8 protein-coding genes, 1 tRNA gene and 2 pseudogenes are annotated in these 12,305 nt (G+C 65.0%); 6 read left to right on the top strand and 5 right to left on the bottom strand.

The annotated features are described in order from the left end of the window. Positions 1-148: 148 nt before the first annotated feature. Positions 149-892, bottom strand: coding sequence for a hypothetical protein (locus AB0O34_RS22470; protein ID WP_363918222.1), 744 nt, complete (start codon positions 890-892; stop codon positions 149-151). 688 nt (positions 893-1,580) lie between these two features. Next, entirely contained in the window at positions 1,581-1,781 is a 201-nt protein-coding gene (locus AB0O34_RS22465) for a cell division protein SepF (protein ID WP_363918230.1), read from the bottom strand. Between the two features lie 925 nt (positions 1,782-2,706). Between AB0O34_RS22465 and AB0O34_RS22460 the strand changes: the two genes are divergently transcribed. Then, positions 2,707-3,843: an integrase core domain-containing protein gene (locus AB0O34_RS22460; protein WP_363918220.1), complete on the top strand. Its 1,137-nt coding sequence runs from the start codon at positions 2,707-2,709 to the stop codon at positions 3,841-3,843. Here AB0O34_RS22460 and AB0O34_RS22455 read toward each other — a convergent pair. After that, positions 3,779-4,732 (bottom strand): hypothetical protein, encoded by a 954-nt coding sequence (locus AB0O34_RS22455; protein ID WP_363918218.1) that lies wholly within the window; start codon positions 4,730-4,732, stop codon positions 3,779-3,781. The two genes, AB0O34_RS22460 and AB0O34_RS22455, sit on opposite strands and share 65 nt — an antisense overlap. A 463-nt stretch (positions 4,733-5,195) precedes the next feature. After that, positions 5,196-5,549, bottom strand: a complete 354-nt coding sequence (locus AB0O34_RS22450) for a replication initiator (protein ID WP_363918216.1) — start codon at positions 5,547-5,549, stop codon at positions 5,196-5,198. Positions 5,550-7,332: 1,783 nt separating this feature from the next. On the opposite strand from AB0O34_RS22450, the pseudogene AB0O34_RS22445 reads away from it, so the two are divergent. Beyond that, a pseudogene (locus AB0O34_RS22445) lies at positions 7,333-7,550 on the top strand (site-specific integrase); the annotation flags it as partial. 241 nt (positions 7,551-7,791) lie between these two features. On the opposite strand, the gene AB0O34_RS22440 reads toward AB0O34_RS22445, so the two are convergent. Further along, positions 7,792-7,873, bottom strand: a tRNA-Tyr gene (locus AB0O34_RS22440). Between the two features lie 142 nt (positions 7,874-8,015). On the opposite strand from AB0O34_RS22440, the gene AB0O34_RS22435 reads away from it, so the two are divergent. The 4 genes and pseudogenes from AB0O34_RS22435 to AB0O34_RS22420 all read left to right on the top strand — a co-directional run. Next, complete coding sequence (locus tag AB0O34_RS22435) at positions 8,016-8,507, top strand: YajQ family cyclic di-GMP-binding protein (RefSeq protein ID WP_363918214.1); 492 nt, start codon at positions 8,016-8,018, stop codon at positions 8,505-8,507. A 328-nt stretch (positions 8,508-8,835) separates the two neighbouring features. After that, positions 8,836-11,421 (top strand): AAA family ATPase, encoded by a 2,586-nt coding sequence (locus AB0O34_RS22430; protein WP_363918212.1) that lies wholly within the window; start codon positions 8,836-8,838, stop codon positions 11,419-11,421. 76 nt (positions 11,422-11,497) lie between these two features. Continuing rightward, positions 11,498-12,091 (top strand): carboxymuconolactone decarboxylase family protein, encoded by a 594-nt coding sequence (locus AB0O34_RS22425; protein ID WP_363918210.1) that lies wholly within the window; start codon positions 11,498-11,500, stop codon positions 12,089-12,091. A gap of 17 nt (positions 12,092-12,108) precedes the next feature. Continuing rightward, positions 12,109-12,291 (top strand): annotated as a pseudogene (locus AB0O34_RS22420) (nitroreductase/quinone reductase family protein); the annotation flags it as partial. Between the last annotated feature and the right edge of the window lie 14 nt (positions 12,292-12,305).

Below are 12,305 nucleotides of genomic sequence, written 5' to 3'. Positions count from 1 at the left end.
CTCCGGCCGAACCCCCTCATGCCACATCGAACTCACTCCACGCCGGGGCCGTGGGTGTCCAGGCCGCACGCCCGGCCGCCGAGCGGGCGTAGGGCCGCGAGGCGGCGCGCAGCGCCGCCCTTGATTCCTATGAGCGAAGTTCGGCAGCTTACTGACCGTCCCAATAGGAGTGTGCTCGTTTCTCGGGGGGGCTCGCGCCCAACCCAACCAGAGAGTCACGAACGCTTTCCCAGAATTCCCAATAGCTGGGTTTGTCGGCCTCGCCGACATTCCATGTTCTGGCGAGGCGTCCCTCGGCGTAGTCGGCAGCGAGGGTTAGTAGCTGGGGGTCATGTGACGGCAGTTTGTCCAAGAGGGCTGATGTGAAACGGCTGGAAAACTGGTGCTCGGAAATTTCAGTGAGCCACTTGCGGATGTCGTCCTCGGTGGCGGCGTAACGCTGGGAGTCTGACCCTTGCAGTGCGTCGGTAGTTGGGGTAAATGATCCCGGCATGCAATAACCCGGCAACTCTTCGCGGAGTTCCCGCACTGCCTGTCTCATGCAAATAAGAGCATTGATGAAGTTGTTGCGACTCGCCGTATCGCTGAATAGGCTGTAGCTATAGCTAACCGAACCATCCGTGCTCATTCCCAATCCGCCATATATATACTCTTGGCTCTTCTTCATAAGGAAGCGCATCGCCAGAGTGTTGGCGCCCACGTTGTCTACCTGCCCGACTGTGGCGAACAAACAAATGGCAGCGCCTTCGTCGTTGGATGGTTGTACATGGCAAACCATTCCATCTCCGAGGCGGGCGGCTGGTATATTCAATTCCTCGAAGGGGATTCCCTGGGATGCCAGCCAGGATTTAACGGTTCCCCAGGCCTCTGTCTGTCGTTGGGCTGCCGTCATTCTTATTCCTCTACTGATAGTGGGGTTGCGATTTTTGTCAGGTATGCAAGTTACTTCTGCTCGATGATTTTGTCGCAATACTCACAGGGATCGTTATATCCTTCGCGAACCCATGTCTGACGGTGGCAGTGGGGGCAGGTGACTTTAATGTTCGCCATTTCTTGCATCCTGTCCGTCGAGCCGGTATTTGATCTTTGTGACTCTAGAGCATGTCGATGATACTTCGAGTGATGCTCGATAGCCTTTAAAAGTGCGACATTGCCGCTGGTTTCGGGCTCAGAGGAGCGCCGTGAGGGCTCGCGTGGGGGCGGGCCACCGGCGTGAGCTGGGAGCCTTCTATAGTTAGGTGCGGGAGGGCAATTTGTTCAAGTACTAGTCAGACAATTTTGGCCCGGCTATAAACTATATATAGTATGGCCTCTAATATATGACGTGCCAATCCCGCTGTGTCTGTACCTCCTCTATCTGGGCCCACTCCAAGCCGTTCTCGGGGGTATCCCATCCCAGCTTGGGGCGGGTTGGGAGCTCCACTCCTCATGGCGTGTACGTGGATGACGTTGGGGCGCTAGCTTCGCTGAGTGCATGCTCGATTTGACGAATCTCATGATTAAGAATAAGTACTTGCTCGTTCATGACACCCACCTTTGTATGCGCGGTCCATCACGGCCTGGTGAAGAGATTCTGAACATTAACTTGGCGGCGCCAGCACTATAACGTTGTCAGTTAAGCGAAAAATCCATCCCGAACACACGGCTGTCATGCCGCTACAGAAGTCGACGAGCCGTACAGCCTGGCGACGATCCATCTCGCCAAGGTCAATAGAAATAACTCGCTGCTCCCGAAAACCTTGCGCAATCTCACGAGTGGCGACCTGATAATCCGTGGGCACAAATCTAAGCGCAGACTGCAGACGCACGGCAGGGTCATTTTTAGCGTGAAGGTTGAAAGCATTCAGAGCAGTAGCATGGTTAAGTGCAATATCTAGCTCCGCCGATTGGCCAATGGAGACGGAGTAAGTGACTGCATTAGCGCGCCATCCACCGGGTCGCTCTCTCCCGATCTTCTGCGCGACCAACGCAAACGCTAATACCGCCCCGAGAAGGATTAGCGAGGGCCCCCATGTCTCCAGGAAGGCAACCACCACGTTGTCTGTGCGCACGGCCGGACTGTAGCCCCATCGCAAGGTTTCATCACCAGCAATGACATCTTTGGCCAGCTTGTGACTTAATCGGTATGAGTGTCACCGTGGGAAGCCTGCTGATCCTGGCACGGCGCGCAGGCGCTGTGCTCCCGCGCGCTGCCGCACATACGCCACATGCAACCCCGCCGTCTACGGGCTCCCCGACCGAAGACTCCTTATGACTGATGGTTGTACTCTCACCAGCACGGCGATCAGCCGCGTTTCCGGTGAGCCGGAGTGAGGGTTTGGCCTCTGATCTGCGGAGGCTCGGGGATTTGAACCCGGATGGGCTGTAGACCCCAAACCGCATTAGCAGCTCGGATGCCCGATCAGTCCCACATGGACCAACGGCCCAGACCGGTCGACCCTGAACGGCATCGTACGGGCTCGGATTGCAACTAGAACTGCAACTACGGAGGCATCCCCCTTACGGTCCCGCACATCTCCCCCTACCTGATCATCCCGTCTGCCTCGACTCACCGCGAAGCGGCAGCGGGCCGGCGACGGAGGCACAAGCCCGTCTTCGCGATGCTCCTATGACTGTCAAGCGGCCTGATCTGCGGATGCTGAGGCAGCGTCTGGGGTGGTGAGGTCTTTGTAGACCTCTCGTGCGACGTAGCGTTTGAGGCAGCGGATGATCTCTTTCTTGGACAGGCCTTCCCTGGTGCGGTTGTGGCAGATGGACATCGTCGGCGGTGTTTTCCTCGCCACCGGTGCGAAGGCCAAAGTAGTTACCGGGGTGGGCGACCATTCCCGCTATTGCGTCATCGTCGCGGTGGTGCTGCGGCCGACCGCGCGGGCGGTGTGCCTGGCGTTTGCTTCCGCGTTGGCCGAGTTCGGGATTCCCGATGAGGTGCTCACTGATAACGGCAAGCAGTTCACCGACCGGTTCGGCAAGGGCGGGGAGGTGTTGTTCGACCGGATATGCCGGGACAACGGCATCGTGCACCGGCTGACCGAGCCGCGGCACCCGACCACCACCGGCAAGGTCGAGCGCTTTCATCAGAGTCTGCGCCGGGAACTGCTCGATGACGCGGTGCCCTTCGCCGATCTGGCAGCGGCGCAGGCGGCGGTGAACGCCTGGGTGGAGCACTACAACACCGAGCGGCCGCACCAGGCGCTGGAGATGGCCTGCCCCATCGAGCGGTTCGCCTCGCGGGGTGCGGATGAGGATCAGCGGTTGCTGCCGTTGCGGTTGCCGGCGCCGCTGCGCCAAGTCCTTCCCGACGACCAGCGCGGTGGGTCGGGGTCAGGCTTTACCCACCTGCAGCGTGCTCGATCCCACCCCAGCCAGGAAACCGGCCAAACCCTGTCCCCTGGCGTCGCCGCGGCCGGTGGGCCGGTGTGGTCGGGCGGGCCGGTGGAGTTCGACCGTGTCGTCCCGCCGAGCGGGAACATGCAGGTGGCGGGCCGACAGTTCTGGCTCGGCCCGGACCGGGCCGGGATCACCGTGCGATTTTGGGCCGATACCCGCGTGATCCATCTGCTGGTCGCCGGGATCCGGATCAAGAGCTTCCGCTCGCATCTGTCGCCCGCGGATCTGGCCAAGCCGGCCGCCCACGGTTCCAGGCCGGCGGGGCCGTCGCCGTTGCTGCCCGCTGAGCAGGGCAGTGCGATCGAGGTCGACCGGACCGTCAGCCGGGCCGGCACCGTCAGTCTGGCCGGGCGGGTGGTCCTGGCCGCCGAGATGCTCAACGGCCGGCGGGTCACGGTCCGCATCGAGGAGCACACGCTGATGTTCTTCGATCCGGCCACCCGCGAGCTGCGGTGACCCACACGATCTTGCTCACGGTCCAGTCACGCATATCGTCCTTGACTTGCCGGATCAGCTTCTGGTCACCGGTGTTGCCGGGCCAGGACCAGACGCGGACCGGGATCCCGTCCCGGGTGACGGCCATCCCGATCACGATCTGCGGCAGATCGTCGCGGGAGTCCTTCGACTTGCCGAAGGTCTGGAACCCGACCTGGTCCGCCGGCTCGCCGTCGTCCTCCGCAGGGGTGTGACCCTCGGCCAGCGGGCGGCCTGTGTCGTCCCGGGCGACGGGCGCGTCGGCCTCCTCCAGCTCGAAGTAGGTGCTGGTGGTGTCGAAGAACAGCAGGTCGACCTCCAGGTTGAGGAGGTCGAACACCTGCTTCTCCAGGTCGTCCTGCACCTGGTGGAGCCAGTCCATCGCCCGGTAGCAGGCGTCGGCGTCGGTGACGGCAAGGCCGTCGATGTGCACGTCATGGGTGATCCAGTCCGCGGCGGCCAGCTTGGACGACGGAGCCAGGGCCCGGTTCGCGACCAGGGAGAACAGCACCCGCTCCGTCACGGTCATGTCCCGGTGCCGGCCCCGCTTGGGCTGCCCCACCCGGTCGGCGATCTTGTCGATCCGCAGCCGCCGCCACAGATGATCGAGGACGTGGGCGCCCCCGAACGGGACCGACGAGACGAACTCCAGGTCTCCCGCTGGGGTCGAGGCCAGCGCGTCCCCCGGCTCCAGCAGCCTCGATAGAGACGCGACCAGGCGTTTCACCGCGTCCCGGTCCAGGTCGTCCTCACGGCCGAACGTGAACAGGACCTTCGGGACCGCCCGGCCCTTCACCGGATCCCACTCGTTGTGGGCCAGATGCAGGTACCGGACCGTGCCGGACTTGTTCTCCCGCTTCGTCGTCTTCACGTACACGGCTCCAGACCATAGGAACAAGCCCAGGCCAGCGCAGGTGAATCAGCAAAATCGCGTCTCTAGGCGAATCCGGCCGCGTCGCTAGACCCCAACCCGCTGACCTGCACCTTCACCCCGACAGCGACTCCAGAACCCCTGAATTACGCGGAACGCAGGCTTCATGCCGCCCTCCTGATCGCGTCGTCTGTGGGTTGTCCGTCCGCTCTTACTTGGGCCTGTTTCAGCGCTGCTCGCCATTGGTGGCGCCGGCCGAGTTCGTCGAGCAGTCGTTTGACCCGAGGGGAACGCCCCGGTCCGTAGAGGTGACCGGCTGCCACACGTACTGGTACGGATCGAGGGGGGCCGTCTGCTCGTCGGTTGCCGAAAGGCCGAGCTGTTCCAGGACCCAGGCCCGCCGGTCCTGCTTGTGCTCGGACAGGGTCTTGCCGGACCACTTGCGCGAGACCAGGACGCGCCGTCAGGCGTAGCCGAGGTGTTCGGGCTTGTGTGCTTTGGATCGGCAGGAGCCCGGCCACATCCCTGCCTTGGCGCCTTTGGGCTGTACGCCGTAGCGGAGCCAGTTCGGGCATGTCGGCGCGCACGGTTCGTAGCGGAGCACGTTCATCAGCCGTGCCACGTGCACGCGTTCGGCGTCGGTCTTGGCCTCATGCACATCGGCGAGAGACTTCGTGAGGTACTTGGACAGGTAGTACAGGCCCAGGTCCGCGCCAGGCGATCCGGCGAGTACGCCTTTGACGTCGACCTGGGGGCCGAGGCGGACCACCGGCTGGGGACGGCTGACGCTCGACGTCTCCCGACCGGAGGTCAACACGCAGTGGACCGACAGCGGCGACGCTCACGAGCAACGCGGCCTGAAACACCGGGGCGAGGATGACGTGCGGGTGGTGCCGATCCCTCCGGAACTCGTGAAGATTCTTCGGCAACACATCGAAGAGTTCGGGGTGGCTCCGGACGGGCGGCTGTTCCAGAGTGAGCGGGGCGGAGTGGTCGCCTCGACGGCTTACACCGAGGTGTGGCAGGAAGCCCCGAACGCTCGCACTGACTCCGGCCCAGGTCACCTCTCCCCTCGTTCGGCGGCCATACGACCTTCGGCACGCGGCCGCGCATGAGCACATCCACCCCGTGGCCGGCCCGTACCGCCACCTCGGGAGCCGGTACGCCACCGTTGAGCCAGAGCGAGACGGCGTCTACGCCAAGTCTGTCGACGGCCAAGAGACGATGGTGAACAAGCGGATCGAGGACGCGCTTGCCGCCTGAGACGCGCCGGATGAGACTCGAAGGGTCCCTGGATGATCTCCGGGACCCTTAGTCGCTTCCTTGGTTAGATCTATTCCTCGATAGCTCTGGATCATGCTAGTCCGTGAGGTATCGGCGCGCCGCGATGCCAAGTGTTGTGGAGGCGACAAAGGCCCCACCACCGGTCCCCAAGGCAGCCGGAAGATCGACGCCCAGCGCTCGGAACACAAGGCATGTCATGGCCGCCACGATCACTGCCCCCAGCACGATTACCGCAAGCCAAAGGCCCCGCGTCGAGTCACCCTTACCTCCGACATTTCCCGCCATAGTCGCTCCTTACCTGAGATGGCCCAAGGACGTTTCGTTATGCCTTTCCCGCCTCTGACCGAAGGGTGCCAGAAGCAAAACCGCAGGTCAAAGAATCTTATGCGCCTTAGCAAAGGATACAAACGCCGATTGCAACGGTGACAGATGACAATATGAGCGGAGTCAATACACGTTCACAGCTGAGTTATGCGACCATCTCACAGGCAGGGGAAGTAATTCAGCTACCCCCGCTACCCCCGCGTACCCCCGCACCCCCTGTTTCTCCTTCAGGAAGGCGAAATTCGTGTCACTAGATGAGCGGCGCGAGCAAGCCGTAGAGCTCTTGGTAGCTGCAGCCAACAAGGCGAGACGGTCGGGCAACGTGCCGTTCCCGCCGGCCTTCGTCCTGGCCAAGGAGGGAGGCCGTCCGCCACTAGCGCGACTTGTCCAGGGAGGAAGAGGAGGAGAGGTACGGCTCAAGCTCTATCTCTGCATCACGATGATGGCAACGAGCAGGCCCTATGACCTAAGGGCAACACCCACCCCTGGCAGATGGGCGAAGCTCCTGGCGCTGCCGCCCGACACCGGTCCTCGACGTGTCACTAGCAACCTCAAGTGGCTGCATGCACAGGAGTTCATTTCGCTCCAAGCCCGTTTCGGGCTTCCACCCATGATCACGCTTCTGAGTGCCGAGGGGGATGGAGGAGAGTACGTGCGTGCTTCGGAACGAGGGCGTTACGTGGGAGTACCGATCGAACTGTGGACGGAAGGCTGGATACTGGACTTGTCAGCTATTGGGTTGGCGCTTCTCCTCGTCCTCATGGAACTACAAGGCGGCCACAAATCCTCACGCTATGCAACCACGCATCGAAGGGCGATGTATGGCCTCTCTCCCGATACCTGGACACGCGGACGCAAAGAGCTTGAGAGACACGGCCTACTCAGAGTCAACCGCGTTCCACAAGGTGGCGATTTCGATTACCAGAGATTGCGCAATACTTACTGGGTCAACGTGGATCGTTTGAAGGCGCCCCCGGCCCCGGCGTGATGTGGCGTTGACTCCGGCCCAGGTCGCCCTCCCCTCGCTTGGCGGCCGTACGACCTTCGGCACGCGGCGGTCTCGCTCTGGCTCAACGGTGGCGTACCGGCCCCTGAGGTGGCGGTGCGGGCCGGCCACGGGGTGGATGTCCTCCTCCGCGTCTACGCCAAGTGCGTCGACGGGCACGAGATGATTGTGAACAAGCGGATCGAGGACGCGCTTGCCCCCTGACACTCGGCCTGTGAGGCATGGAAGGTCCCACATGATCTCCGGGGCCTTTCGGCGTTTGCAGGACGTCGGCCACCCCATGAATGTCCCGGATCATGGTGTTTCACCTGGGCAAACGGGCCATGATCTATTCCGCGTATATTCCGGGAGCACTGACATACGGCCGCTTGTGGCTGCGCCTGGCTGCATGGTCCCGGAAAGCAAAAGAGGCCCCGGAGGGCCTCTGAGCTGGGAACATTCCCGGTGGCAGGTGCAAGGTTCGAACTTGCGTAGGCTGAGCCGACGGTTTTACAGACCGCTCCCTTTGGCCACTCGGGCAACCTGCCGTGTCTTCCGCTCTCGCGGCGACAGCAAGAAGAATAGCGGACTTCCGGGATGCCTGTGACACCGGTTTGACCGCGCCCTGATCCACACGGGACCCGGCTCGGGTCGCTAGGGTCGGAGGGACGAGAGAGGACACCTATACCGATGGCCGACAGCAGTTTCGACGTGGTGAGCAAGATCGACCGACAGGAGGTCGACAACGCGCTGAACCAGACGGTCAAGGAGGTCGGGCATCGCTTCGACTTCAAGGGCACGGGCGCGGGCATCGCTTGGTCGGGTCAGAACAACATCGAGATCAAGGCCAACAGCGAGGAACGCGCGAGCGCCGTCCTTGACGTGTTCAAGGAAAAGATCATCAAGCGGGGTCTGTCGCTGAAGGTGCTCGACGCCGGCGAGCCCAAGCTGTCCGGCAAGGAGTACCACCTGGTCGTCGAGCTCAAGGAGGGCATCGACCAGGAGCACGCCAAGAAGATCTCCAAGATCATCCGGGACGAGGGCCCCAAGGGCGTGAAGGCGCAGATCCAGGGAGAAGAGCTCCGGGTCAGCTCCAAGAAGAAGGACGAGCTCCAGGATGTCATCACCCTGCTGAAGGGTAAGGAGCTCGACATCGCCCTGCAGTTCACGAACTACCGCTAGCCAGCCGCTTCGCAAGGCTCTGACCTGGTGACTCATCGGGACGGAGCCTCCCGGGGGCACATCCGGGGCACACGGCCGAGCGCGCCGTCCACCAGGGCACGCGTTTTCTCCTGTGCCTCGGGCCACTCCCCCACGTACGTGTTGAGTGTGACCACTGGCGTGCTGTGGCCGAGGGCGAGCTGTACGGTCTTCACATTAAGGGCAGCCACATCAAGGACTGAAAAGCGGAAGGTCGGCAGTTCGACCCTGCCCCTGACCACACTCTTTGTTCAGCCCGAACACCCCGAGTGATCAAGACCCTGGGCGTTTTGACTTTACTATCGTTCGCATGGAGCTGTGGGAGCGTTCCGGGACGCTGGATCTCCTCGGCGATCTTCTGCGTGAGAGCGCCCGCGGCGGTCGCGTGGCGGTGGTGGCCGGCGAGGCCGGGATCGGCAAGTCCGTGCTCGTGACCGAGTTCGTCCGGCGATGCGGGCCGGCGGCATGGGTGCTCTGGGGCGGCTGTGACCGGTTGATCACCCCACGGGCCCTTGGTCCCCTGCACGACATCGGCCGCCAGACCAGAGGCGTCCTGGCCAAGCGGCTGAACGCCGGCGCCACGCAGGATGAGCTCTTCACGGCGTTTCTGGACGAGATCTCCGGCCCGCCGCAGCGCCCGCGCCCGGTCGTCGTCGTGGAGGACGCCCACTGGGCTGACGAGGCCACACTCGACTGGCTGATCTGGTCGGGCCGACGGATCGGCCGGATGCCGGTCCTGTTCGTGGTGACCTACCGTGACGATGAGGTGGGTGCCGAGCACCCCCTGCGGGGCGCCCTTGCGACCCTGCCCAGCGCGATCACGCGACGCGTGTCGCTGTCGCCGCTGTCGCGGGAGTGCGTGGCGGATCAGGCATACCGGACCGGGCGGGATCCGGAGCTGGTCTACCGGTTGTCCGGCGGTAACCCGTTGCTGGTGACCGAACTGTTGAAGGCGGAGGGTCGGGCAGTGCCGGCCACCGTACAGGACCTTGTCCTGGATCGGCTGCGGCTGTTGTCGCGGCCCGCCCGGGAGCTGGCCCACCTGGTATCGGTGATCCCGACTCGCGCCGACGCCGCCGTTGTGGCGGGAGTGCCGGACCTGGTCGACATGTGCGTCGACGCCGGGGTGCTCGTGCCGTCCGGTGACGGTGTGTCGTACCGTCACGAGTTGCTGCGGAGTGCGGTGGAGGACGCGCTGTCGCCCGCGCGTCGCGCCGCGCTGCACCGGCGGGTGCTTGGAGTGCTGGCCGGGGTCCCCGGGGTCGACCCGGGCCGCTTGGTCCACCACGCCACGCAAGCGGGGGACGAGGCCGCGGTCCTGCGGTACGGGCAGGCGGCGGGGGCCGGCGCTGCCCGGCAGGGCGCCCATCGAGAGGCGACGGCATACTTTCGGTCAGCGGCCGTGTACGCGGACCGGCTACCGGCCCAGCAGCAGGCCGAGCTGCTGGAGGCCTACGCGTTCCAGGCGTACCTGGCCGGGCTGGCCGAGGAGGGATTGCGGGCCCGGTGGGCGGCGCTGGCCGTACGGGAGAATCTGCGGCAACCCGAACAGGTCGGTGAGAATCTGCGCTGGATCTCTCGGTTGGCCTGGTGGGCGGGGAACGCGAGGCAGGCATGGGAGGCGGCCGCGCGGGCGATCACAGTCCTCGAGACCGAGCTGCCGGGCCGGCAACTGGCCATGGCCTACAGCAACCGGTCCCAGTTGCACATGCTCGCGGGCGAGTGGGAGGCGGCGGTCTCGTGGGGAGAGCGGGCGCGAACCCTGGCCGCTCGGCTGGGGGATGTGGAGACCTCTGTCCACGCTGAGATCAACGTGAGCACCGCCCGGCTCACGGGCGGTGACGAAACCGCGGTCGCGGCGCTGCGGGAGGTGCACGAGCGCGCCTCAACCCTCGGGCTGGCCGATCACGCCGCCCGGGCACTCGTCAACCTGGCGACCTCGCTGGTGCAACTGGCCGAGTACGAAGCCGCCGCACCGGCGGTCGAACATGCGCTGGCGTACGCCACTCAGCAGGACCTCGACGGCTACGGTCAGTACCTGCTCGGGGTGCGAGCGGGGGTGCGGCTGGTGCGGTGTGACTGGGCCGGCGCTCTGGCCGACGCGGACGCGGCGCTGGATCGGCCGGTCCGAGCCGGGGTCGCCGTGGTTCCCGCGCTGCTGGCGCGGGGCCGGATTCAGGCGGCCCGTGGCGAACGCGAGGCCCGGGTCACGCTCGACGAGGCCGCCCGCCAGGCCGAACGCACCGGTGAGGTGCAGCGGGTCTGCCCGGTGGCGGCGGCCCGCTCGGAGTACTTCCTGCTGTACGGCGACGCCAAGCGTGCCGCCGAGGAGGCCCGGCACGGCCTGGACCTGGCCGTCAGGGCGAACCATTCGGTTTACATCGGGGAGCTGGCCTACCGGTTGTGGCGGGCCGGGGATGCCGGGTCGCCCGGTGCGGGGGCCCGGCCGTACCAGATGATGATCGATGAAGACTGGGTCGGCGCGGCTGCGGAGTGGGCGCGGCGCGGGGCCGCGTATATGCGCGTCGAGGCACTGGCGGGCGGTGATCAGGGCGCTGCGGCCGAAGCCTTGCGGGTCCTGGACGAGCTGGGGGCCACACGGGTGGCGGAGCGGTTGCGCGCGGAGCTCCGAAGGCGCGGTTTCACTCAGGTGCCGCGTGGCCCTCGCCGGACGACGGCCGCCAACCCCGGCGGCCTTACGCCGCGCCAGGCGGAGGTGCTCGCGCTGCTGGCCGAAGGGCTGTCCAATGCCGAGATGGCCGGGCACCTGTCGTTGTCGGTCAAAACCGTCGATCACCACGTTTCCGCGGTGCTGGACAAGCTCGGTGTGGCCAACCGGGGCCAGGCGGTTGCTGCGGCGCACCGGCTGAACCTGGTCCGGAAGCCCGCAAAATAGGGAATTCTCCCCAATCGCGGATCGTCGCGAGGACCTACCGTTCTGCGCTGAGATGCCGTCCCAAGGGGGAGAAGGCATGAGTTATCTCAGCACACCTAGCGAATCGCCCCTTTACGAAGCTGAGCGGCCCGCCCGGGGATACGTGCCCAACTATCTGCGGGTGCTGGCGCTGCGGCCTGAGGTCTATCACGCATGGCTACGGCTCGGGGAGGTGGTCAGGGCCGGTATGGATCCGCGTCGGTACGAACTGGTCACCCTGACGGCCGCCCGCCGCCTCGGTTCCACGTACTGCGGTCTCGCGCATGCGGCCGCGCTGCTTGAGGGGTTCTACGATGACGTGGCCCTGCGGGCGATCATGGCTGACCATCACGATGCGGGGCTGGCGCCGGCGGATGTGGCGGCCATGGACTTCGCGGACCGCGTCGCCGCCGATCCCGCCGGCGTGACCGAGGGGGACATCGCGGTCCTGCGCGGGCATGGCCTGGCCGACGCCGACATCTACCAGATCGTCCTCGCCGTCTGTCTGCGCCGGTTCTTCAGCGGCATCCTGTCCGCGGTCGGCGCCGTCCCGGATCCAGTCTTCCGCGAGTTGCCCCCAGGTGTCCGGGCGGCCGTCGGGGCAACCGATGAGGCCTTTTCACGCCAGCGGGACGACGCAGGTGGCTCGTAGCTCAATCCGCTCCGGATGTCCCGATGACTTCCACCAACCGGCCGCGGCGCCGAGCGGGCAGGTTCGCCGAGGGCGCCCGGCGTGACCGGCTGTTAGAGCAGGTGGTGCCCGAACGGCCGGGGTACGGCGACTACCAGCGCCGGACGGCTCGCACGATCCCGGTCGTGGTGCTGGAACGCCGGTCGGCTCCCGAAATGTAACAACTAGACCGGTT

This window comes from Sphaerisporangium sp. NPDC088356, from assembly GCF_040685555.1.
Classification (GTDB): domain Bacteria; phylum Actinomycetota; class Actinomycetes; order Streptosporangiales; family Streptosporangiaceae; genus Sphaerisporangium.
This window is presented reverse-complemented; position numbering and strand designations above follow the sequence as displayed.